The following is a 24,558-nucleotide window of genomic DNA, read 5'->3' as shown; positions in this document are numbered from 1 at the left end:
TCCTTTATCAACTATAACTTTCCACGATTGCCCTCTTCTACGCAGGGGGCGTGGGGTCTCCCCCCAAGGGCCGGGTTGGCGACAACTTATTGGAAGGTTGACAAAGTAAATACAGCCTTAACCTTTCACCAATGGGGAATGGGGAATCTAGCCACCGGCTCCCGTTTCTCCCCCAGCTTACCTTCACCAATGTCCTGGCTAGCTTGACGGTGGCGATATCGATCGCCTCAAATGTTCAAGATAATCTTTACACAGCCGACGGGTTATCTTTGTGATTCCTTTACCTAACTCGCGATCGAGGCGAAGACACTAAAGATAAGGCTGAAAAGTTGAGACATAGGTAGTAGACATCCGATATAGACCTGGAGCAGCTCCCAACCTTCGCGGTTTGCTCCAGGACTTTTTTTTGCTTTTTACAGCTTTTTAGAGCAGTCGCCACTTTGGTTCGGACAGATTCTGCACGTACATTTTCACCCCCTCTTCTCCGGCCTCCCCCGCTCCTGAAACTCCCGAAGCCTCCGATAAATTGGCTATATTTGGAACAGTCTCTTTGTCAGGAGTGCTAAGATCGGCTCCGACCTGATGTTGAGCGAGTGGCCCGAGCTTTGGCTCGAACCCGTCACGTTCCGTTTGCGAAATACCATGAATCCAAAATCTAACCCCTCTCAATCTGCTGAATCGTCCTTTTCTATGGAGGATTTTGCCAAAGCACTCGAACAGCACGACTACCAGTTTCAGCAAGGACAAGTAGTGCGCGGCAAAGTCTTCGAGTTTGACAAAGATGGGGCTTATATCGATATTGGCGGCAAATCCGCCGCGTTTTTGCCCCTGCGCGAGGCCTCCCTCAAGGCGATCGCAGATTTATCGGAGGCCGTCGAGATTGGGGAAGAACGGGAATTTTTGGTCGTCCGCGAGCAAAACTACGAAGGTCAGGTGACGCTGTCGATTCGGCAGATGGAACTCAAGCGAACCTGGGATCGGCTGGTGGAATTGCAAGAGGAAAGCCAATCGTTGCAGGTGCGGGTGACGGGGACGAATAAAGGCGGAGTCACCGTAGACGTTGAAGGGTTGCGCGGTTTCATTCCCCGATCGCATTTAGTCGATCGCGGCGACTTGGAAGCACTGGTGGGTCAACCCCTAACGGTATCTCTCTTAGAGGTCGATCGCGATCGCAAAAAACTGGTGCTCTCCCAACGCAATGCAGCTAAAGCCACTCGCCTCAGCAGTATCGCCGAAGGACAAGTTGTGGAAGGAGAAGTCGTGAACCTCAAACCCTACGGCGCGTTTGTCGATGTGGGTGGGGTGACGGGTTTGCTGCACATCCGGCAAATTAGCCAGAATCGCATCGATTCCCTCTCGGATTTCTTGAGTGAGGGACAGAAAATTAAAGTCGTCGTTGCTGAAGTGGATGAATGGAAGGGACGGATTTCCCTGGCGACGCGGGTATTGGAGAACTATGCCGGTGAGTTGTTGGAGAATTTCGACGACGTGATGGCCAATGCCGAAACCCGGTGGGAACAGAAGAAGTCCGCAGAGGCCGCACCGACACCGAAACCCGAGGTGAAAGCAGAGGCAGCAGAAGAGGAGTGAGGAGCTTCTGAGGCAGGGGGACAGACAATAGAGTCGTTCCCCAGTTACAGGAGATGCGAGCGATGCCTCCAAAAAATCTGCACGATGCCGCCCTGGGTTGCTTCCTGGGGGCTTTAGTCGGTGATGCGGCAGGGGCGACTTTAGAATTTATCGGACGCCAACCTACCCGCGAAGAGGTTGACTGGGCGATGGGAATGCCGGGGGGTGGCGTTTGGAACGTGGCCCCCGGACAGATTACTGATGATGGGGAACTGACGCTGTGTTTGGCTCGGGGGTTAGCGGTCAAGGAAACGTTCGATCTCGAAGCGATCGCCTGCAATTACGCTCGCTGGATCGATTCTCACCCCTTTGACATCGGCAACACGACGGCTTTTTCCCTGGGCGCGTACCGGGAATTGCAATGGTTGCCACTATTCTCCAAACGCGGATATGCCGGGGTAATGCGTCAGGCAGCATCCGATCGCTGTATGGCCTCGAAAGCCAACGGCAGTCTGATGCGAATTTCGCCTTTGGGGATTTGGGGGCATCGATTTGACGACGACAAACTCGCCGATTTTGCCCGTCAAGATGCGCGGTTGTCCCACCCAAATCTGAGTTGTGGTGCGGCGGCGGCTTGTTATACGATCGCTATAGCAAATCTGATGAGAAAACCGGGCGATCGCAAAGCGGCTTTTACTGCGGCGAAAACTTGGCTGGTATCCCAAACTTCGCCAACGTTTCTCCAAAATCTCCCGCAAAACTCAGAAGCGGTTTCCGGGGCGATCGAAGTTCTCCACTGGCTGCAAGATGCGGAAAATAACGTCAACGTTGCCTACCATCCCCACATTGGCTTTGTGAAAATTGCCTTCACCCATGCTTTCCGTCACTTACTGCTGGGTTCCGATTACGTCGAAGCGATTCGAGAAATCCTCCTGGGGGGCGGTGATACCGATACCAACGCCTGTATCGTCGGTGGACTTGTCGGGGCGGCTTGCGGGGCGAGTCGCATTCCCGAAGCGATGAAAAATGCTGTTCTCCAATGCGATCCGCAACAGGGAAAAAATCCCCGACCGGAATTTCTCAGGGCGGCACAAGTACCGGAATTGGTGGAGAATCTAATATAGCAGTCGCAACGACCGCGCTTGACAATTTTGTAATCTTACCGGATTCCTTCCTCCCCTGCTTCCGGTGAGGTGGGCGAAGCATTTGGATATGTAAAGTTTCGCGTGACCCATCATTTATCACTCCAATGCTTTGCCCCTACAGTGCCCTGCCCTCTCTGCCCACCTTAACGAGTATCCTAATCGATCTACGATGCCTGCCCGAGTTCGATCGCCCGAATTTCCTCCCCAATTCCCCTGGTTAAATACCGATCGCCCCCTTTCCCTGAAATCCCTCAAAGGGCGCGTCGTTCTCCTGGATTTCTGGACGTATTGCTGTATCAACTGCCTCCACGTTCTCCCGGATTTGAAATACTTGGAACGAAAATATCGAGATAGCCTAACTGTGATTGGCGTTCATTCGGCAAAATTCGAGAACGAGAAGGAGATCGAGAATATCCGGCAGGCGATTCTGCGTTACGATATCGAACATCCAGTCATCGTCGATCGCAATTTTGAACTGTGGGAACAGTATGCGGTGCGGGCGTGGCCGACGATCGTGGTTATCGATCCTGAAGGGTACTGCATCGGTCACGTCGCCGGGGAAGGCAACCGAGAAGCTCTCGACGAAGCGATCTCCGATCTCCTCCAACAACATCAGGATAAAGGAACGACGGATTTTCACGCCATTTCCTTCACCCTGGAAAAGCAAGCCCAACCCCTCACGACTCCCCTCGCGTTTCCGGGCAAAGTCCTCGCCGACGAAACCACAAATCGATTATTCATCGCCGATACCGGGCACCATCGCATCGTCGCTGCCACTTTGGAAGGGGAAGTCCTGCACGTTATCGGAACCGGAAATGCCGGACTTGCCGATGGCAGCTTCGACACCGCTCAATTTTTTGCCCCCCAAGGGATGGCGTGGGATGCGACACAACAACTTCTCTACGTTGCCGATACGGAAAATCACGCCTTGCGGCAAATTGACTTCACTCGGCAGGAAGTTAGTACGATCGCCGGAACGGGAAAACAGCGCGATCGCTTCTCTCCCGAATCCGGTGAGGCGATCGAAGTTCCCCTAAACTCTCCTTGGGATATCGCCTTAATCGAGGATATTTTGCTCGTTGCTATGGCCGGTTGCCATCAAATTTGGGGCATGGATTTAGACGATCGCACCATCGGCATTTACGCTGGTAGCGGGGGCGAGTCTTGCATCGATGGCACCCTCGACGAATCAGCATTTGCCCAACCCAGTGGCATCGCTACTGACGGGACGGAACTTTTCGTTGCCGATAGCGAAACCAGTTCCATTCGCGGGGTGGGGTTGGAAGAAGATGCGATCGTCCGTACCCTTTGCGGCAGTGGGGAGTTATTCGGCTTTGGAGATGCGGATGGAATGGGGGAAGCGGTGCGCCTCCAGCATTGTTTGGGGGTGGAGTACGCCGCCGGATGGCTGTGGGTGGCGGATACCTACAATCACAAAATCAAGCAAGTCAATCCGCAAACCGGTTTTTGTAAGACTGTTCTGGGAACGGGCGAGGAGTTCCGCGAACCCTCGGGTTTGAGCGTGGCGGGGAACAACCTCTACATTGCCGATACCAACCACCATCGAATTTGTCGGGTAGATTTGGCAACGATGGAGGTGGGGGAGTTCGGGTTACCGGGATTGTGTGCACCCCAGATGTGCGTACCCGATCGAAATGGATACTAGATGTAGACGAGCTAAGTTACTCTGACCCTCGAGCGCGACGGAACAAATGTTCGTGCTGGGGATGGTAAAGTTGCGATCTCGTCTTCTGGTCACCCGCCGCCAACGCCGGACTGACAACGTACAGCGTTGTCCGAATCAACTTCTCCCGTTCGGTGACCGCTGCCATTTCTGCTAACGGAACCACCCAAATCTGCTCGTCGGGCCATCCCAGGCGATAGCAGACCGCGACGGGGGTATCGATCGGATAATGTGCGGCCAACTTCTCCTGCGCCTTCTGGGCGTGGCGGGCAGCTAAATACAAGCACAAACTCGATCGATGAGCCGCGAGGGATGCCAACTCCTCCGCCTCAGGCACCGAAGAGGCTGCCCCGCTAATGCGCGTCAGGATAATCGTCTGCACCAACTCCGGCACCGTCAATTCCACCTTGAGCTTGGCTGCTGCCGCCTGAAACGCGCTGATGCCGGGAACAACCTCAAAGGGAATGTCCGCCTCGGTTAGGGCTTGCATTTGCTCGTGAACTGCCCCGTAGAGGGTGGGGTCACCCGAGTGAAGGCGAACCACCGCGCGACCCTCCCGCACCCGGGCAACCATCACCGGCACGATCTCTTCTAAGGTTTTGCTCCCAGTGCGGATAATTTCCGCATCGGCGCGAGTCTCGTTCAAAATCTGGGACGGCACGAGGGAGTCGGCAAAGAGAATGACATCCGCTCGCGCCAAAAGATTCTGAGCTTTGACCGTGAGCAATTCCGGGTCGCCAGGTCCCGCCCCCACGATATAAACCGCTGGTTTGAGAGACCCGAGCGAAATAGCGTCTGTTGTCATTACTCTTCCTGCACTGTTTCGAGGCGATCGCTATCGGCAAACACCAGTCGCAGCCAGGGCGGGGCAACAAACGTGGTTAAAATCACCATCATAATAATTGCCGCTTGCAACGAGTCCGATAAAACGCCGCTGGCCGCCCCCACACCGGCAAACACCAATCCCACTTCACCTCGGGGAATCATGCCCACGCCAATGCCCAAACGCTGAATATCCGGTTGACCGAACACCGTAAAGCCAGTGACGACTTTACCCACGATCGCAACAACAATCAAGAACGCAGCAATGACCAATCCAGCGCGATTGCTGGGAACCGTGGGATCGAGAACCGCTAAATCCGTGCGCGCGCCCACCACGACGAAGAAAATGGGCACCAGCATATCCGAAATCGGAATCACCTGTTCTTCGAGTTCTTGTTGAATTTCCGTTTCCCCAAGCACCAATCCAGCGGCAAAGGCCCCGAGAATGGCTTCGAGTTGAATGGCGGCGGCAACGTAAGAGAGTAAGAACGCAAAAATCAACGCCGAAATCAACAGCGGACCTCGCGTTTTCAACTGTTTCACCAGGGCGACGAAATAGGGACCGAGCAACCGTCCCAGGACGATCGTTCCGATTAAAAACGCTCCCGCACTAATCGTGAGGTAGATAATATTCGTCACTTCGATTTCGCCAGTTTTCACCAAACTGGCAACCACCGCCAGGATGATAATTCCCAAAACATCATCGAGAACCGCCGCACCGATGATAATTTGCCCTTCTTTAGAACTCAATCGACCGATTTCAGCCAGAACCTTGGCTGTGATGCCGATACTCGTTGCCGTTAGAGCCGCTCCGGCAAAAATCGCCGGAATGGTCGGTACGCCAAATAGGGCAATCAGTCCGAGGGTTCCTAGGGTAAACGGGACCACGACTCCCACCACCGCGACGATCGCCGCTTGGGGTCCGTATTTAATCAGTTCCGAAAGTTCCGATTCGAGTCCGATTTCAAACAGCAAAATGACCACCCCCAGTTCCGAAAGAACCGAGATGACCTCGCTTTGCGCCTCGAAGGTCACCTGCAACGCATCCGGGGTCAAACTGCTGGTTGCCTGGAGAACGCTCATAATCAGCGAGTCACTCCCGAGGGCACCCGAATCGGGAAAGACTAGTAAATTGAGAGCGGAAATCCCGACAACCACCCCACCGACCAAATCGCCGAGAACGGGGGGTAAGTTAATCCGGGCGCAGATTTCACCCCCAATTTTGCTGGCGAAGTAGATGGCCACCAAACTCAGCAGCACACCAGCCAGCACGATCGAGGGTTCGGCTTCCACTTCAGTTTCGGTGGCGGTCGCCAGTAACGGGGAGATCGCGCTCTCCTGGAAAAGCATCGAAAAAAACGTGGGTAGGTGTACCCAGTCAATGCAATCAAACATTCACGATGTACTCAAAACTCGCTCTGTCTAATGTACATGGTTATCGAGCGCTATTGACGACGGGGAATGCTGACCGGTGTCGGTTTTTTGGCGTTGAGTTAAGTTCTTCAGGGAGGCAAAAGATGGTTGAAACTCCTGTCAATGACCGGAAATACGGGGAATTGGAGGATACAACGGAGGCAGGAGCGAATAAACACCGTAAATATCGGTCATTAGGAATTGACATCGCCAACAACCTGCTCTCAAAGTGCGGGGTCAGCAGACTCCCATTTTCCATTGTTGAGTGAAGGTCAACACATCCCGACCCCGAACGCGAAACCATCTTCCTTATGCAAACACCCGATGTTTGAGAGATGGCATTTGGCTGCGAACCTGTTCGATGCGGTTGGGATCGATTTCGGCAATCGCCATCCCGCTTTCGTCTCCGGCATCGGCGAGAATCACTCCCCAGGGGTCGACGATGGTGGCATGACCGTGGGAGTGGCGCAAATCGTAATGACAGCCGGTCTGAGCCGGAGCAATGACGTAACAGGTATTTTCGATCGCTCGCGCTTGCAAGAGCACCTGCCAGTGGTCTTTCCCGGTATAGGCGGTAAATGCGGCCGGTACGAAGAGGATGTCGGCCCCCGAACTAGAAAGATGGCGGTATAATTCGGGAAAGCGCACATCATAGCACACCGACAGACCTAAATTTCCCAATTCCTCGGAAGGATAGACCGAAGGCAAGTCCGTACCGGCTTTCACCGTTCCGGATTCTTCGTAGGTATTACCATCGGGCAGGTTGACATCAAAGAGATGCACCTTTTGATATCGAGCCAGTTCGATGCCGTGGGGGTCGACGATGGTTGCGGTGTTATAGACTTTGCCATCGCCCACCGGTACGGGAAATCCTCCCCCCACGACGGTAATTTGATAGCGCTGGGCCATCGTTCTCAAGAATTGCTCGCTCTGCTGGGAAATCTCTTGGGCTTGTTGGACTTTTTCGGCTTCTTCTCCCAAGAACGAAAAATTCTCCGGTAAGCTCACCAACTTTGCCCCTTGACGAACGGCTAAGTCAATGAGTTCTTCAGCCTGAATCAGATTTTTTTGCAAATCTGGGATGCTGGTCATTTGAATGGCTGCGGCAAGATAGGATTTCATAGATAACTCGATGAAAGAAGGTAAAATTTCGTCCAAATTACATTGTCTCTAAAAGTGAGAAGCCAGCAGCCAGAAAGATCTTATCCTTCTGACTCCCGACTTCTGGAGTAAATGGATGTGGGGGGATCGAGGGAACCTTCGGATGAGACTCCCCTACGGTGACCCCCACAATCGATTTAGTTAGGATTCGATCGCCAAGCGACTCCTGTCGAGGAATGCAATTTCCACCGCTTTAGATCCTCTGCGACTGCCGTCCAGTAATATTGAGGAAAGCAGACGTAGTCAAATCCACAGCAACGGAAAATTTCCTCGATCCGGCAATATCGAGCGAGGGACCAATCTCGCAAAATTTGCCAGGAGGGATGAAGTCCCTTGGCTTCGATGAAACCATTGGCTTTCGCCCGCAATCGCGGCAAATACTCATCGAGCCAAAACTCAATGAGTTGGTAGTAGCTGCGATCGCGAATGCATTTCGATTGCAAAATCTCCTCGCGAGTGACGCCGAAGCGTGCTAAAACCTCCCGAGGAAAATAGCAAATGCCCTGCTGTGCGTCCTCGTGCAAGTCACGCAAGTTGTTGTAAAACTGGTCGAGCATCCCGAAGTAACACGCAGCTTGCCACAGATCTGGCGATAAAAATGGCAGAATCTGAAAGAATCTACCCGCCAAATGTTCGAGCATTTGTTCGTATTCTTCGAGGCTGTCCACAACCAGATTGGGCTGGTGGTAGGTGGAAATCGCCTGGAGATAGATATCCCAGGATTTCACCGCCAACACGTCGGCCCGAGTGATTTTCGAGCCGAACCAGCACCCTTGCATTCGAGTCAGCATGGACTCGCGAGGATGACCCGGGGGTACGAAGCCGCGATCGCGCAAAAACTCCCAACCCGCTCGAAACTGTTGAAATTCACAACAGCGATCGTCGAGTAGCTCGTTTTCCGCCCATCGATCGACTAACCGAATCCAGCCAATCCGCTCGATCCAGTCTTGACGGACCCCCGGATCTAATGTCATCACCCAAGCGACGTTGTCTTCGTCCTTGAGAGAATCATCAGCGAAAGCACGGTACAAAGACGAGCCCACCAGTTGTGAGATCTGCGCCTTTGACCCGCGAGCGTCCGAGAAACGCTCGTTTTGTACGTTTGATGTAATACCAATGGATGTATACACCCTGAATACCCCGAAACTCTGTAAGAATTGCCAAAATTCGGCCGATGAGACACCGACCGATTGTTGAAATTCAACTACCTATAGATTAGATCGAATTTCTCCAGCCCAAACTCCTAAAACCCCGAGCAACGTGCGTTTGTTACATCCCTATTCCGATACGCGGGACTCAATTGCCTTGACAGGTACACATTTGCTCCAACTCGATCGCACTCGAGCTTGTCCGTATTTACTCACCCCATAAGAGTCCCAAAGGCGATCGAAATTCAGTAGTTCTTCAGGAAACCATCTGAATTTCTGTGGATCTGAGTTAAATTGTAACTAAGAATCTGGCCGTAAAATCGGCTCTTTAGGTAACTAACCTCGGAGCTTTATCGCATAGAGACTTGGTGGATTGGTTTTGGGGTGCATATCGGTACCGCGTCCGAAGCGCAACTCGTCGGGACGCTTGCGGGTTGAGTTGACCCCATCACGAACCCGAGTGGGTGGCGAGATCGGTACACAGAGCGTATCCAGATACCCGGTAAACATGGTATGTCCTCCAAACACGAGCATGGTAAACAGCCTCGGCAATTGGCATTCTTAGAACAGCAACGACTGCCGTTTGAAAGTATACCCACGCCACCCTACCGTTCTTTCCCCCAATCTCAAACCCACTCCTCCATGCCCATCGAAGTTGGAATCCAAAATTCAGAAGAGTTATTCCGCGCCTATGTTGAGACGGCTAACGATATGGTGTATACCGTCGATCTCGCCGGTAATTTAACCTATATTAACGACTACGGGCAGCGAATTTTAGGATGCGGTCAAGATCGATGGCAGGGTCGCCCCTATCTGGAATTTATTGCCCCGAGCTGTCGCGAAGAAACGGCTCAAGCGTTTGCCAATTTGCTCTGTACCGGCGAACTCAAAGACTTCGAGTTCATGCTCCAACCCATCGATAGCCCGCCGATTCACATGGAAGTGAACGGTCGCTTGCTCTTCCGCAATGGCAAGCTCATCGGTGGCATCGGTATCGCGCGGGATATCACCGAACGCAAGCGCTTCGAGCAGCAGCTCCAGATGTTTGTGAAAGCGGTCGATTCGGCTTACGATAGTGCGGCGATCGTCGATCTGCAGGGCAATGTGATTTATGCCAACTCCGCCACCGACTGGATGTTCGGTTACGATGTGGGCGCTCTGGTGGGTCAAAATGCCGCCATTTTTTACCCGGAAGACTCTCAAGTTCCGATTCAATGGCTGATTCAGCAAGCGATTCGACCTCGCCACAATCCCTCGAATCTCTTCAATCCCGGGGGATGGAGTGGTGAAGTCATCTGCCAGCGTCGCAGCAAAGAGCGATTTCCGGCCCTGGTGTCCGTGAGTCCGATTCTCAGCGAAAACTCGACACCCACCGCCGTCTCGATTATTTGCCGGGATATTACCAGCCAAAAAGCGATTCAAGCCGAGTTGGCTGCCAAAAATCTCGAACTCGAACGGGCTAGCAAGCTCAAATCGCGCTTTTTAGCAAATATGTCTCACGAGTTGCGAACTCCCCTGACTTCGATTTTGGGGTTTTCGTCTCTGCTCGAACAGCAAATTTTTGGGGAAGTTAATTCCAAACAACTGCAATACATCCAGCGCATTCACCACAGTGGGGAGCACTTACTGAATTTGATTAACGACGTGCTCGACTTATCGAAGGTTGAGGCGGGGAAAGTCAAACTCGATGTCGAGCCGATTTCCATTCCAGAAGTTTGCGAAGCCACCCTCTCCTTAGTCGGCGAACAGGCGCGCAGCCGCAACCAGGAAATTCAAGTTTCGATTCAACCGGATTTACCCCTACTGGTGGCTGACGAACTGCGGGTACGGCAAATGTTACTGAATCTACTCTCCAATGCGATTAAATTTTCCCCAGAGGGGGGTCACATTGGGTTGGAAGCCAAGACTCAAGCGGGATATTTACATTTGGTGGTTTGGGATGAAGGGATAGGCATTCCCGAAGACCAACAAACTCTTTTATTTCAACCGTTTCAACAACTCGACAGTAACGGAAAGCAGCACGAGGGGACGGGTTTGGGATTGGCGTTGACCCGACAGCTGGCCGAACTCCACGGCGGAACGGTCGAATGTCAGTCCAAGGCAGGGGAAGGCAGTCAGTTTACCATTTCTCTACCGCTGAATTTACACCAGCATCCGACAGATGAAATCTCCCAACTCAGTTCCCACAACAATTCAGGAAACGGTTCGGCTAAATCGAGTTCTTCATTACTCTTAGTCGAAGACCATCAGTACAATGCCATGTTATTGCGGGACGTGCTCCAATATTGGGGCTACGAGGTTCACCACGTGGGTGACGGTCAAGAAGCTCTCGACTGGCTGCAAGATAACCATCCCGACCTGATTTTGATGGATATTCAGTTACCCGGACTCGATGGTTTGGAGCTCACAAGGCAAATTAAGGCCAATCCAGACTGGCAGTCGATTCCTGTGGTAGCGACAACGGCTTTGGCGATGATGGGCGATCGCGAACGCTGTCTCGAAGCTGGCGTGGAGGATTACTTGAGCAAACCTGTCAATTGCGATCGACTCGCTGCAGTTCTCAAGAAATATATCATGTAATTGCCAGCGCTAAAACTGGCAACGACCCCCCGAGCTCTTCGAGAGCGAGCCACCTCAGCCTGCCCGTCTGGCGCGACTTCCCCGAGGAATGATGGCTCTGGAGGTTGCTATATGTTAAGCTGCTAGCTTGACAGGGGTCGATCGCGATCGTCGAAAAGTTACTCATTTTCTCGATGGATTCCCCACTCGGCATTCTGTGCTCGATTGCCACAGATCGAACAAAAAGAGTGCGATCGGAATCTCGATCGGTTCCGCATCAGCAGTTGGAGCGCCCGATCGTGTTGCCACATTGATACGTACAAGCTTTTGTATCGCAACCGCCAGTGCGGGCGCAGACAATGCCCGACACTGAGCTCGTTAACCGGTGCTCTTTCCCTCCCTGCCTCCCAACGGTCGGCGTTCCCTTGCGTATGCGCGCGCGAACTCGGGGTCCGACCGGCTACCTCCCCTGCCCACGGTAACTTGTGCCCTAACCGATATGGCTACTGCTATATTTGCCTCTCCCGGACGAATTCTATTTGAACTCGGACCGCTGACAATCCGCTGGTACGGTCTTTTGATTGCATCGGCCATCTTAATCGGGGTCAATCTCTCTCAATCTTTAGCCAAGCGCCGGGGCATCGATCCCGAAATGGTGGGAGATTTAGCCATTTGGCTAGTGCTCGGGGCAATTCCGATGGCCCGACTGTACTACGTCCTGTTTCAATGGCAAACCTACGCCGCCCATCCCGAACAGATTATCGCCATCTGGCGGGGGGGAATTGCCATTCACGGAGCCATTCTCGGAGGTCTTCTAGCAGCTTTCCTGTTTGCTCGCTTTCAGAAAACTTCTTTTTGGCAACTCATGGATGTTGTTGCTCCCTCCCTGATTTTAGGTCAGGCGATCGGGCGATGGGGGAATTTTTTCAATTCAGAAGCGTTCGGCGCACCGACGGATTTACCCTGGAAGCTCTACATTCCCCCAGAGGCACGTCCGGCAGGATACCAAAATTTCGAGTACTTTCACCCCACGTTTCTCTACGAATCCCTTTGGAATTTGATGGTATTCGGACTGTTGCTAGTGTTGTTTTTCCGCAGCCTGAAAGGACAACCCGTCCTCAAACCCGGGACTCTATTCTTGGTCTACTTCGCCAGTTACAGTGCCGGACGGATTTGGATCGAAGGGTTGCGCACCGATAGCTTGATGCTCGGGCCGCTGCAAATTGCCCAGGTGGTGAGTGCCCTAGGAATGATTTTGGGCATTGTCGGGTTAATTTGGCTCTACCGGTTCGATCGCACCCTACCGGATGTCGTCCCCTCCCATTCATCTCAGACGCGGCAGTCGGGAGAATGAGGAGATGGGGCGAAGGGAAGCAACGGGAGAAATTGCGAAGGGTTTTAGCTCCCCAATGCTCCCGTTGTCCCACCCCCCGAGCGACTAGTGCCGCTACGGGTCATTAAAAATGCGTCTTGAAAAGTTGAACGGGACTCAAACCGACACCGCTCGCGATGCACGCAAAATAAAAAATTAAAAATGCTTACTGTACATAGCTTTTACCGGTTGAAAGCTGGTCAGTTATTTCTGCCGCGCTGCACTAGCTCGTTGCATACCGCAAGCCTCGATAAACCAAGGAAACAGCCTTTTGGAGCGAGCCTCGATTCACGTCAGAGCGACCGAGTACTTTACCGAGATCTTCCTCGGAAAGAACGCCCGCCCGATAACCTTCAAAGGCATCCACAACCGTCTCGAGATCGGCTTTAGAAAACGCAAAACCTTTTTGATTGGCAAATTCTGTGACCAAAATACCGCGCTCGCCCTTGAGCGCTCGGGCTTCTTCTACATCTAATTCTCCGGACCCACTGATGTTACCATCTCCAACTCCCATCAGAGCTTCGAGCTGTTTTTGCAAAATTGCATCTGAAGATGTCTCGTGCATAAATTGTAAAACTCGCTGGATGGGTGTTGCCCCTTGGGTTTCTTGAATTTTGGCACCGCGATACTTCAGAGGTTTGTTCGGCGGCGAATCCATCGGAATTAAAGTCCCTCCAGATTTTTGATAGCGAATCCCGCGATAGACCAACTCTACGGTCTTTTTCATGGAGGGAAGCGCATCTTGGGGCTGGAGTTCCAACTCCGACCACCCCAAAACTGCCGATAACTGTCCGAGGGAGAGTTCTCCAGACTGGTGGCGACCAAATGCATCGACAACGGTATCGAGTTCCGTTTTAGAGAACTCAAACCCTTTTTGGTTGGCAAACTCTGTGACTAAAGAGCCGCGCTCGCCCTTGAGCGCTTGGGCTTCTCGATCGTCTAGCTCTCTGGCGCTACTGATATTACCATCCCCGGCTCCCATGAGGGCTTCGAGTTGTTTTTGCAAAATTGCATCCCTTGATGTCTTCCGCATAAATTGCAGAACGTTTACAATCGTCATCTTTTTAAAATGGAAGCGTTTTTCTATTTGAGGCGTATTATGGCAAACATGCCATCGAATATCTTTCCGAAAATGGAATGAGAGTTGCCGATTCTGGAAACCATCATCTCGGTCATTTTGGGCGCGCCATTCAATATGAAATCTTGCAAGTCCTTAACCGATCGAGCTTCTTATGGTACAAGAGGAGATTAGACTCTATGGAAATCTTCTCAAACGATCATGAGACATACCCTTTCCGTGCTGGTGGAAGATGAGGCGGGTGTCCTCACGCGAATTGCCGGATTATTTGCCCGTCGGGGATTCAATATCGAAAGTTTAGCGGTGGGTGCTGCCGAACAGGGGGGCGTTTCCCGAATTACGATGGTGGTGCCGGGAAACGATCGCGTCATCGAGCAACTCACCAAGCAACTCTACAAATTGGTGAACGTTCTCAAGGTTCAAGATATTACCGAAGTTCCCTGTGTCGAACGGGAATTAATGTTGCTCAAAGTCAATGCCAACAGCACGACGCGCTCGGAAATCCTCGAAATCGTCCAAATTTTTCGCGCCCGCATCGTCGATGTTTCCGATAGTTCCGTCATGGTAGAAGTGGTGGGCGATCCGGGTAAAATGGTGGCGATCGTCCAAGTTTTGCAAAAGTTTGGCTTGCGCGAAGTTGCCCGCACCGGAAAAATTGCCCTGACTCGCGAGTCGGGGGTGAATACGGAATATCTCAAAGTCGTCGAAGCCAAAGTGTGAACTCGCCATAGCTCCTCTACTCCAGAGCGCTGGCTTCTGATTTCACGGGGGATTGCCCCAACACGGACTTGCGTCCGCGCTTTGGACTTACATCCCCTCCATCAGCAGAAGTCCTGGTTCCCAAGACCCGTAGCTGTCTAATTCCTTCTGCTTGCGATATTGATTGCCGCATTTTCGTCACGGTCGTGATGCGTACCGCAACTTGGGCAATCCCAGTAGCGAACGTCTAGAGGTAGTTGGCCGATTTGATAATGGCAGTTCGAGCAGGTTTTCGAGCTGGGGAACCATCGGTCTATCTCGACCAACACCTTCCCTTCGCGTTCGAGTTTGTACGCGAGGAAGTTCACAAAGGTTCCCCAACCGACATCGGAAATAGCAGACGCTAGCTTATGGTTCCTGACCATACCTTTCACATTCAGGTTTTCCACCACGATGACTTGGTTGTCGTCAACGAGCTTTCGAGAAAGCTTGTGTAAAAAGTCAAAACGAGCATTGGCTAGTCGCTCATGTACTCGTGCTACGAGTTTACGTGCTTTATTCCTTGAATTACTCCCCGTTTGTTTGCGAGCGAGTTTTGTTTGTTTGCGAGCCAGATTCCGTTCGTGCTTTTTAAAATACCTAGGGTTCGCGAACTTAGAGGTTTTGACTCCATCATTGACAATGGCAAATTCTTTTAACCCCAGGTCAATTCCGGCAACTTTACCATCGGTGCTTGGGGTTGGTGTCTCACTTTCAATCTCAGTCAACACCGAAGCAAAATACTTACCCGATGGGGTCATGCTGACCGTCACCGTCTTGATTTTTCCTTCGATGGGTCGATGAAGTTTGGTCGTAACCTCCCCCAGTTTTCCGGGAAATTTCAACAGACCATCGACCAACTTGACACCCTGCGGGTATTGGATTGATTGTCTGTTTTTCTTCGACTTGAACCGAGGGTAACGGGCACGACGAGCGAAAAAGTTCTTGTAAGCCGTCGTCAGATTTAATGTCGCGGCTTGAAGAACTTGCGAATAGCATTCACGCAGCCACTCGGTTTCGGGGTCTTTTTTGAGTTTCGGCAAGTAGGAATTGAGCGCTGATTGCGTCAAACCCTTCCCCGTCTCTTGGTAGGTGGTAATGCTCAAGTTGAGAGCGTAGTTCCACCACCACCGCGCACAGCCAAAATGTTGAGCGAGAATTTGTTGCTGAGAGGGGGTCGGATAAATTCTGACTTTGGTTGCGCGGTGTTGCATTGTTTATCACCCCTTATTAATATTATATACAATTCGCATTAAAAGCATTCCGGATAATAAGAACGTGTTGGTTGAAAATCTCCGAGGCATCGTTCGCGTAGCGTCTGCGCAGGAGAAACCTCTCAATTTTCGCGTTTAGGTTGCTGTAACAGACGCGCTCATTTGTAGCGGCGCGGAATCAAAAGATTCCTTTGTATCGCTGCCAAATAGAGAGCGGGACTTATCAACCCCTCAAACTCCCCATAGTTAAACAAACCGTTTAGACAGACATTTCAGGTCGAGAGTTTCCCCCACGCCAGTTTTGCTGCCCCCACCATCCCCGCTTGGTTCCCTAACCGTGCAACGCAAAGTTGCATACCCTCTCGCAAAATCGGCAGAACGCGACGCTCGATTTCAGCTTGCGCCACGGGCAAAAATAAATCCGCACTGGCACTAATTCCCCCACCAATAACGATCGCCTCGGGCGTGAGCATATATATATAACTGGCTAAACCTGCTCCGAGCAAGCGACCGTAGCTCTCCCAGAAAGCGATCGCCTCTCGATCTCCCGCGCGGGCTTTTTGGGCCAGTTCGAGGGGTTCTAGCCCCGTTTCTCGGCGGATAGCTTGGACGGAAACATGTTGTTCGAGAGACCCGCGATTGCCGCTGTTACAGGGGGGACCATCGGGATTGAGGGTAATCAGTCCCAGTTCCCCAGCAGACCCGTTGCGACCCACAAATAACTCGCCATTGAGAATAATAGCCCCACCCACCCCCGTTCCCAGGGTGATCGCGAGTAAATCGCGACAGTGACGACCGGCCCCCAACCACGCTTCTCCCAATCCGGCGCAGTTAGCATCGTTAGCGAGGGTAACGGGGCAATGGGTTTTGGCTTCCAACCAGTCTGCGAGGGGAACGTCGTGCCAGTTGGCGAGGTTGATCGCAACTAGGGCGATGCGTCCGGTAGCATCCACCGGACCTGGGGTTCCCACGCCGATGGTCGCGCATTTCCCGTCGGGGTCGAGTTGGGCAACTGCCTCCACCATGGCATTCAGGACGGCTTCCGGGGTTGAAGGCTGCGGTGTAGGAACGCTCAGTTGTTGCAGGCAATTTCCGTCTCGATCGAATCGCCCCAATTTTATGGTGGTTCCCCCGAGGTCGATCCCGATCGCTTCGACTGCTATTTCCATAGGCTTGCGCTTCCGTTATCGTGCTTCGACATATTGAACTATAACGGGTTGTGGCAGAAAATAGGCGAGCGAACTTGTTAAAGTTGCTTGACACTCCCCCACTTAAAAGATGGGAGATTCTTGGTTCACGGACCTGGACTTACTCAAGATCATCTCTGACACCGAGCAGAGGTTTAGATCTCCACGCCAGTTGCTCATGGGGGAAACCCCCAAGACCGCACTGGCTCCCAAGCTTGAGTTCCCGTGTGCCCCACGGTACGCAATCCCTTTATGAGGATATTTCGGGCGGCATTTTCATCTCGGTCGAGAACGCAGCCGCATTCACAAACATGGGTTCGAGTCGAAAGCGATTTCTTGACCCGTTTGCCGCATTCAGAGCAATCCTGGCTAGTGTATGCCGGGGGAACAACTACGGTAACTTTGCCAAAAACTTGGGCGAAGTATTCGAGCCACACCCGGAACTGATACCAGCCAGCATCACTAATGGATGGCAAGTTTGCGATCTAAAGTTGCTGTGTATGACAGCTCCCAGATTGACTGCGGTTAAAACCGCTGTACCGATGGCTTAAAACTCGAAAATCGTCCGAATCGTCCCCACCCAAATCGCATCGTTATCTTCATTTTCCGGATTGAGCACCACAAATAAACCGGGGTTAATGGCAATATTATCGTTGACCTGGTAGCGATACTGGGCTTCGAGGTGCCAAGAAGCCTCTTCGGCATCGGGTCCACCATCGTTATCGAGCACCCGAGGGGGCTGACCGACAATCAATCCACCCAAACTCCCCTCGGATCCCAAATCGGGAAACGCCAAGGTCACAGCCCAGTTGAAAATCGTCGCATCGTCCCCTTCGTTCACCCCCAAACCATCCACGGCTGCGTGGGCGAGGCTCAAGCCCGCCCATCCCGAAAGGTTAAACGACGGACTCAGGGCAAAACTGGCATTGAAACCGAAGTGGTCGGCTGTCGTTGCAGTATCTTCCCCAAAGGGAGCGTTCGCCAGTTCGCTGCCGGTCTCCCCAGAAACCACCACTTCTTCGCTGGAGTAGTAGGCGCGGGCGTAGGTCAATCCCAATCGCAGGTCGTCGGTAGGGAAGAGGGCGAGTTGACCCAACGCGCCATAGCTGCCATTAAACAATCCGTTCTTTGGTTCGGGGTTGCTGGGATTAAAGGCAAGATACCCCATCGAAATGCTCGCAGCGTCCCCCAAATCGTAATTGAGGGATGCCCCCGATCCTTCTAAGCCTTGGTAGTAAATGGGATTGAACCGTCCGAAACGAGAGATTGCCCCGGTGAGTTCTTCGGAGAAGGATTCGTTAAAGTTGACGAAATTTTCATTGAACTCGCCCCCTACGGCATCGATAAAGACCGTTAAGGGACCTCCAGAAGCGCCATGTCCGTGTCCGTGTCCATGTCCGTGTCCGTGTCCGTGTCCGTCATGGTCTCCAGAATGTCCCGAGTTCCCTAAAGCAAAACTGTACATTAGTTTGCCCAGACGCACGCTGTTGTCAGAACCTTCATCGAATGCCGTGCGCGTCATGCTGGTTCCGGTGATATTGGGTTCGTCTCCCTCTCCGGGCCCAAAAGGAACCGTATTCAGGGCATCGAGACGGGTGAGGAGCAAATCCTGGCCGGTAAAACTGGTATTGAGCAACAAGCGCACTCGGTTATTGAAGACGGGAATGCTATCCAAACTTTCGCCCCCCGGTTTCTCGTTCCCAAACACGCTACTGACGGCAAATCCGACTTGTCCGGTTAATTTGGTGGTGGTGGAAAATTGGTTGGCTTCGAGTTCGGCCGTGCGGGCTTCGAGGGCATCGACTCGTCCTCGCAGGGTGGCTAGTTCGGCGGCAAACTCTTCTTGCAATCGCCGGATAACCGCTAAATCTTCTGCGGTGACTTCCGCTTCCACATCGACTAAATTGAGAATTTGGTCGAGGCAAGCATTTAAACCGGCAGCAAATTCGTAACGGGTGGTTGCCTGGTTACCGCGATAGGTTCCGTCGGGATATCCGGCAATGCAGCCGTAGCGTTCGACGAGAGATTGCAGGGCTTGAAATGCCCAGTCTGTGGGCTGTACGTCTGACAGTTGCGAAACGGAGGTGACTTGAGAGAGGGGGTCGCTTTCCCAAATCGGGGGTTCTGTGGGTTCGATCGCCATTGCCCCGGTTCCCACAGAAACGCTTCCGAGGGCGATCGTCGGACATAACGCAGCTATCTGCAACCAAATTGTTGGGTATTTCACGTTGGTTTTCCTCACATCTATAAACCGGACGGACACTCGAACGAGTATCAGATCGAGTCACGTTCGAGCGGTTAGCGTTCTCTGGAATATTTGTCTCGATTGGCAGCAAAAACTAACACGATCGCACTGCCCGATCGCGCTCGATTGCTCCCTCGGTTGAATATCCTATCAATCTTTTCGAGTTTTGAGAATAAGAATGATTATCACATTTTTGATGATTCAATCGCTCGATCTCGAAAAGACCGATCGTTCATGCTGGAGTGACGCGAAAATTCTACGGCCCGAAAGCTCGCACGGCTTCCATCGAGAAACTCAATGCCTCGGGCACCTGTTGAGTATCGCCACAAATATTTATAGCAACTGTCAGGGCGGTTAGGACAGAATCGAAAATTTGTGTAACTAACCTGAGGTCTTTCCCCCCCTGCCCCCGAAGCCTCCGAAGCCCCCGAAGCCCATAGTCAATTGTGACCTAACCGATATGGCGACTGCTATACCAGTTGTCTTTATATCAAGTTCGGATAATTCGTGACAATTAAGCGCTACCCGACCGATCTCTTCTTTTAGTCTCTCGGTCGGAGTTCCCGATGCCCCCGATTCTTACCACAACGGTCATTGTCAGTATTCAACCGAACTTGATATTAGTTGGGCAACATTTAACCCGCTAAAACCTGCAGATCGCGGACAGCTGAGGGCTGAATGCTTACGGCTTCTCCCCAACGCGAGTCCAAGTCGAATTCGCCAGCTGATGAGCTGCGATCTTGATAAATCCGGCTTCTTGTAGTAGGCGAATGGGGTCAATTTTTAGCCATTGCTCTTTATACGGCTCAAAGAAGCCTCTGTAAGAATACAAGTCGCCCGGGAGCGAATCTGTGACGACGATCCGACCTCCAGGGGCGAGAACTCGCCAGCACTCTGCTAGGATTACCCGCTTAATTTCATCGGGACATTCATGGAGCAGATAAGTCATATTGACCGCATCAACCGAATTGTCTGGTAAGCCGTTTTTTTCCACTAAACCATGTTGCCAATGGAGATTGGGAATTTCCTGGTGGTAGAGGCGACCGACAACAATCATGAACGGAGAAGCGTCCCATGCCGTGACCGTCGCGTTGGGAAGACGGCGAGCGATCGCCGCGGCATCATCTCCAATACCAGCTCCCCAGTCTAAAATGTGGTGAGCCTCTTTGGGAAATAATCCGGCGATTTCTTCTCGAAATCCCAATGATTTTTTGGGATGAGCGTTTTCTAAAACCGCTTCCATTGCGATTCGATTCCCCGCTGCGGCCGTTGCTGACAACCATCCTCCAAGAACGCTATGAAAAGGCTGAAGGTAGTATTTAGGATATTCGATGGATTCAAAAGTGGCTAATTCCGATTCCCAATCGATCTCGCCTAAATCGGGTGCTTCCTGAAACTGCATCCGGGTCATGACTCGCATCATGCCATCCAAGGGGGCAGAAACGTTTAATTCTGTTTGAATCTGTTTTCTCTGGGTATCGAGATCTAGCACTGCCATACCCGGATCGGGCTGGGATGCTAAATTGCTCCGAATGCCATCGAGAATCGTGGCTGAAATTTCCATATTTTTCTCCTTCAACCCTTTTTATCAGGAGATTGAGTACCGATAAATTCAAAAATAAGAAAACTGAAAGCGCCCGATCGCCAACTCAATGGCGAAGATTCGATCGGACGCAAATCGGCGCGATCGCGCAGCCAATCCTTTAAGCTTGCCGCGAGTAGTATTCCACCACGAGGAGTTCGTTAATTTGCAGGGCCACCCATTCCCGTTCGATAACACCACTCACCGTTCCTTCGAGCTTATCTTTATCGAATGACAAATGGTTGGGAACGTTTGCCAAACCCGGCGATTGCAAGTTGGCTTTAATCATCTCGCGAGATTTTTCCCGATTGCGCGTACCGATAACATCTCCAGGACGGCAATTGTAGCTGGCAATATCCACCACGCGACCGTTGACGGTGATGTGACCGTGGTTGACCACTTGACGCGCAGCCGGAATCGTCGGGGCCATTCCCAAGCGAAACACAGTATTATCCAAGCGCATTTCCAGAAGTTGGAGCAATACCTGTCCGGTAGAACCGGTCACGCGACGGGCTTTTTTCACGTATCTGAGGAGTTGCTTTTCGGTCACGCCGTAGTTAAAGCGGAGTTTTTGCTTCTCCTCCAGACGGATGGCATATTCAGAGCGTTTCCGCCGTCCCTGACCGTGCTGACCCGGTGGATAAGCGCGTTTGGGATCTTTACGAGTTAAGCCGGGTAAAACTCCCAGACGACGAATGACTCTCAGACGAGGGCCTCGATACCTAGACATATAATTTCCTTTGGATTTTTGTGGTTCAATTTAGCACAGACATTCTAGTATACGGCTTGAGATTACCAACCTCCAAGCTCCGGAGCCGGATAATCGCGAATCGTACGCTGTAAAGATAGTCTGTCAAAATAGTATGACAAGATAGTGCGAGCGTTTCGATCGCGACTCTAGTGCATCTCGATCGCCATGGAAACCAAACGCTCCCACTTCAAACTCGATTTCGCGATCGCTCTGATTCACACCCGTTATCAAATCTTTAGCACCGTCCCAAACCATGCACTCATTCACTGTTTCTCACTCGAATTCTGGCTCGAAAAATCAACGTCTGTCGGTCCAACGGGCGATCGCAGGAGTTGCCGCGCTCGGGATGCTGGTTTTTCCCGTCGCACCGGTTTCGGCTCGGGCCGTTCGGGTCGATCGCGACGACTATAACTCCTGCGCCGCAGACTTACTGGGTGCGGGCATCGATCCGGCATTAGTGGCCCCGTCGTGTGCGAGCGTTCTCCGTCCCGAGGAGTTAGGTAGTTGCGTTGCCGATATCGAGTTAGACACCCCAGCATCGGCCCTCGATGCCCTGGGCAATTGTCGGCAAGTGCGGCGACCTTTGGAACTGGCAACCTGCGTGGTGGACATCCACGAGTTTACCGTCGATCCCGAAACGGCGATCGTCCTCGATCGCTGTCGTCGCAGTCTTTTACCGGAGCGTTTTTCTAGCTGCGTGGTGGGCATTAGCGATGAGATTAATCTCGATACCTTCCGAATTACCCCGACAGAAATGATGAATACCTGTCTCGATGCCGGCGAGCGCATTGAAGATACCTTCCCCACATTTGTTCCCCCCCAAAACGAACCCTTTTTCGACGATGAGGGAGGATTGAGATCTCAGAATTAAACGTCAGTTTTGGATAAGACTGTTTCTGGTGAGGGTGGGGAATGGGGAACGGGGAATAGGAAATGGGGATTGGAGAACATTTAATTGAATAATTCTCCTCTCCTGCGTCTCCCTTGCCCCCGAAGCTACCGAAACCCACACCCCACACCCTTCCATCAGTTCAAGGCTTTTTCAATGTTTTCAGCAGCTGCAGTAGGATTTGCTCCATTTGCGGAGACATTTCGATGGGAATTGTTCCCGATCGCACGTGAAGATCGCGCTGGGGAAAGGGGATTTCACAATCGTGTTCCCGCAGTAGCTTCTCGATGCGGAAGTACAAATCGCTGGTGAGAATCGGGTGTCGGCTGGGATCGGAACACCAAACCCACAACTCGAAATCGAGAGAACTGTCGCCGAAACCGACGAACGTCACGCGGGGTGGAGGGAGTTTGAGAATATCTTTATGGTCTTTGGTGGCTTTTAAGAGAAGCTCCCGTATCATTTCCATATCGGAACCGTAGGCGACGCCAACGGGCAATCGAACGCGGGAAACGGGGTTATCATGGCTCCAGTTGAGCACTTCGCTCTCGAGAAAGCGGGAGTTGGGAACGATAATCGAAACTTGGTCGAGGGTGCGAACGATCGTGCTGCGGCTGCCGATGCGATCGATGGTTCCTTTATAATCTCCCACTTGGACGAAATCCCCCACTTGAATGGGACGCTCGAATAACAAAACGATACCGCTACCCAAATTTTTGGCAATATCCTGAAATCCGAAACCGATCCCGACGCTCAGGGCGCTGGCTAAGATGGTTAACGAGGTAATATCGAGTCCCCAGACTTGCAAAATTGCCACGGTGCCGATGGTAATCAAAGTATATTTGACGACGGTGGCCACCACTTCCTGGGCGTTACGATTCAAGCGAGTCATGGGTAGAACGCGCGATCGCAGCTGAGAGGTGACCGTGTTGGCAGCAACCATCAACCCAATCAAGAAAACGATGAGAACGAGTACATCGGTGATGGAGTAAGAACGATCGCCAATCGGAAACAGAGACGCAGTTAAACTCGTGGCAATCGTCCTTAAACTCGTGGCAATCGTATCGATAAAATCGAAGCTCCATTTCCGAGTCCAGGGGAATGAATTGGTAATATAGAAAACTGCTGCTACCCCAACCACTAAGCGGGCGATGGTCAATGTTAGCTTCCAGAGTTTCTGCCAGCTTGCGGATTGCGAACCCACCTCGTCCCAGACAAAATAGCGCCGCCAGATTTTGCCTAATCCCCAGTACATGAATAAAGCTGCGATCGCCACCCCCAGCGACTGGAGGATAGTTTTACGCAAAAACCCCGCACTGCGCTCTTTACGCGCTCGATCTAAGGCATCTTGAAGCTCCTGTTTCCATTCTTTGGCTTGTTTGGGGAGCGTGCGATCCTCTATTTCGACATCTTTATCCGTTACGGTGAGAAGATGGCGATCTCCGATTTTGATGACAGGTAAACCATTCGTTTCTTCCGTTTCTTCAATGAGCAATTGTGGTGATTGGCTCGAACGCACGGCCCGTTCGAGTTCGGCATTGACGATGTCAGCTCGTTGTTGTGCGTTGTACTCGCCGGAATTTTTTAATTCAAATAACTTTTGCCCGTCTAAGATAACGGGTTGGGAGTCTTCTTGAGTTTGGGAGTCCTCTTCGCTTTGGGAGTCTTCTTGAGTTTGAGAGTTCTCTTTGCTTTGAGAGCCTTCTTGAGTTTGAGAGTCCTCTTCGTTTTGGATGCTGGTGACGGCTGGGGAGTCTTCTAGGGGTTGAGATTGCCCGATCGCCCCTGGCAACCAAAATCCACATAAAAGCACTCCCAAGATAAAACCCAGAAATAGACGATACCATCGAGAATCTTGAATATGGCGGTAGCTCTTTGATTTGCCCGATCGAACAGCAGACTTTCCCATTTTTGCCGTATTAACGCCCTTGGCGTTTTTCAAGGGTTCAGCCTCTTATTATGCAAATTAAATGGTGCGATCGACATTAGAAATTGAGAGAT

Annotated in this window: 18 protein-coding genes and 2 pseudogenes; 7 read left to right on the top strand and 13 right to left on the bottom strand. The window is 52.0% G+C overall.

Annotated elements, in window-relative coordinates; all coding sequences use genetic code 11:
• The first annotated feature begins 642 nt into the window (after window positions 1-642).
• From AC2215_RS16960 to AC2215_RS16950, 3 genes are all read left to right on the top strand, one after another.
• Window positions 643-1,590, top strand: coding sequence for a S1 RNA-binding domain-containing protein (locus tag AC2215_RS16960; protein WP_486811173.1), 948 nt, complete (start codon window positions 643-645; stop codon window positions 1,588-1,590).
• Between the two features lie 62 nt (window positions 1,591-1,652).
• The gene (locus tag AC2215_RS16955) at window positions 1,653-2,693 is read left to right on the top strand and encodes an ADP-ribosylglycohydrolase family protein (RefSeq protein WP_486811172.1); all 1,041 of its coding nucleotides are present in this window, start codon (window positions 1,653-1,655) and stop codon (window positions 2,691-2,693) included.
• Between the two features lie 190 nt (window positions 2,694-2,883).
• Window positions 2,884-4,380 (top strand): thioredoxin-like domain-containing protein, encoded by a 1,497-nt coding sequence (locus tag AC2215_RS16950; protein ID WP_486811171.1) that lies wholly within the window; start codon window positions 2,884-2,886, stop codon window positions 4,378-4,380.
• 16 nt (window positions 4,381-4,396) lie between these two features.
• Here the strand turns inward: AC2215_RS16950 and cobM are convergent, their stop codons facing one another.
• The 5 genes from cobM to AC2215_RS16925 form a co-directional block, all read right to left on the bottom strand.
• Window positions 4,397-5,203 carry a precorrin-4 C(11)-methyltransferase gene (gene cobM / locus AC2215_RS16945; RefSeq protein ID WP_486811170.1) on the bottom strand — a complete coding sequence of 269 codons (807 nt, stop codon included), beginning with the start codon at window positions 5,201-5,203 and terminating at the stop codon, window positions 4,397-4,399.
• Window positions 5,203-6,570, bottom strand: a complete 1,368-nt coding sequence (locus AC2215_RS16940; protein WP_486811235.1) for a cation:proton antiporter — start codon at window positions 6,568-6,570, stop codon at window positions 5,203-5,205. Before AC2215_RS16940 ends, cobM begins: the two co-directional genes overlap by 1 nt.
• A 372-nt stretch (window positions 6,571-6,942) precedes the next feature.
• On the bottom strand, window positions 6,943-7,755 hold the full coding sequence (locus AC2215_RS16935) for a carbon-nitrogen hydrolase family protein (protein ID WP_486811169.1): 813 nt from the start codon (window positions 7,753-7,755) through the stop codon (window positions 6,943-6,945).
• A gap of 176 nt (window positions 7,756-7,931) precedes the next feature.
• Entirely contained in the window at window positions 7,932-8,825 is an 894-nt protein-coding gene (locus tag AC2215_RS16930; protein ID WP_486811168.1) for a squalene/phytoene synthase family protein, read from the bottom strand.
• 453 nt (window positions 8,826-9,278) lie between these two features.
• Window positions 9,279-9,452: a hypothetical protein gene (locus tag AC2215_RS16925; RefSeq protein ID WP_486811167.1), complete on the bottom strand. Its 174-nt coding sequence runs from the start codon at window positions 9,450-9,452 to the stop codon at window positions 9,279-9,281.
• A gap of 3 nt (window positions 9,453-9,455) precedes the next feature.
• Here AC2215_RS16925 and AC2215_RS16920 point away from each other — a divergent pair, with 3 nt between their 5' ends.
• Together AC2215_RS16920 and lgt are read left to right on the top strand one after the other, a co-directional pair.
• Window positions 9,456-11,522 (top strand): hybrid sensor histidine kinase/response regulator, encoded by a 2,067-nt coding sequence (locus AC2215_RS16920; protein ID WP_486811166.1) that lies wholly within the window; start codon window positions 9,456-9,458, stop codon window positions 11,520-11,522.
• Between the two features lie 478 nt (window positions 11,523-12,000).
• Window positions 12,001-12,855 (top strand): prolipoprotein diacylglyceryl transferase, encoded by an 855-nt coding sequence (lgt, locus tag AC2215_RS16915; RefSeq protein ID WP_486811165.1) that lies wholly within the window; start codon window positions 12,001-12,003, stop codon window positions 12,853-12,855.
• A gap of 241 nt (window positions 12,856-13,096) precedes the next feature.
• On the opposite strand, the gene AC2215_RS16910 is transcribed toward lgt, so the two are convergent.
• Window positions 13,097-13,933, bottom strand: coding sequence for a hypothetical protein (locus AC2215_RS16910; protein WP_486811164.1), 837 nt, complete (start codon window positions 13,931-13,933; stop codon window positions 13,097-13,099).
• 219 nt (window positions 13,934-14,152) lie between these two features.
• Here AC2215_RS16910 and ilvN point away from each other — a divergent pair, with 219 nt between their 5' ends.
• A complete protein-coding gene (gene ilvN / locus AC2215_RS16905; protein ID WP_486811163.1) occupies window positions 14,153-14,671 on the top strand; it encodes an acetolactate synthase small subunit in 519 nt (172 codons plus the stop codon).
• 16 nt (window positions 14,672-14,687) lie between these two features.
• On the opposite strand, the pseudogene AC2215_RS16900 reads toward ilvN, so the two are convergent.
• The 6 genes and pseudogenes from AC2215_RS16900 to rpsD form a co-directional block, all read right to left on the bottom strand.
• Window positions 14,688-15,903, bottom strand: a pseudogene (locus tag AC2215_RS16900) (RNA-guided endonuclease InsQ/TnpB family protein).
• 272 nt (window positions 15,904-16,175) lie between these two features.
• A complete protein-coding gene (locus tag AC2215_RS16895; RefSeq protein WP_486811162.1) occupies window positions 16,176-17,072 on the bottom strand; it encodes an ROK family protein in 897 nt (298 codons plus the stop codon).
• Between the two features lie 194 nt (window positions 17,073-17,266).
• Window positions 17,267-17,560: pseudogene (locus tag AC2215_RS16890) on the bottom strand (RNA-guided endonuclease InsQ/TnpB family protein); the annotation flags it as partial.
• 77 nt (window positions 17,561-17,637) lie between these two features.
• Entirely contained in the window at window positions 17,638-19,317 is a 1,680-nt protein-coding gene (locus tag AC2215_RS16885) for an iron uptake porin (RefSeq protein WP_486811161.1), read from the bottom strand.
• 700 nt (window positions 19,318-20,017) lie between these two features.
• Window positions 20,018-20,899 (bottom strand): class I SAM-dependent methyltransferase, encoded by an 882-nt coding sequence (locus AC2215_RS16880; RefSeq protein WP_486811160.1) that lies wholly within the window; start codon window positions 20,897-20,899, stop codon window positions 20,018-20,020.
• 139 nt (window positions 20,900-21,038) lie between these two features.
• Window positions 21,039-21,647, bottom strand: a complete 609-nt coding sequence (gene rpsD, locus AC2215_RS16875) for a 30S ribosomal protein S4 (protein WP_486811159.1) — start codon at window positions 21,645-21,647, stop codon at window positions 21,039-21,041.
• 274 nt (window positions 21,648-21,921) lie between these two features.
• Between rpsD and AC2215_RS16870 the strand changes: the two genes are divergently transcribed.
• Window positions 21,922-22,539 carry a hypothetical protein gene (locus tag AC2215_RS16870; protein WP_486811158.1) on the top strand — a complete coding sequence of 206 codons (618 nt, stop codon included), beginning with the start codon at window positions 21,922-21,924 and terminating at the stop codon, window positions 22,537-22,539.
• A gap of 160 nt (window positions 22,540-22,699) precedes the next feature.
• On the opposite strand, the gene AC2215_RS16865 is transcribed toward AC2215_RS16870, so the two are convergent.
• Window positions 22,700-24,499: a mechanosensitive ion channel family protein gene (locus AC2215_RS16865; RefSeq protein ID WP_486811157.1), complete on the bottom strand. Its 1,800-nt coding sequence runs from the start codon at window positions 24,497-24,499 to the stop codon at window positions 22,700-22,702.
• Window positions 24,500-24,558: the final 59 nt, after the last annotated feature.

Source organism: Zarconia sp. (genome assembly GCF_057467645.1).
This window is presented reverse-complemented; position numbering and strand designations above follow the sequence as displayed.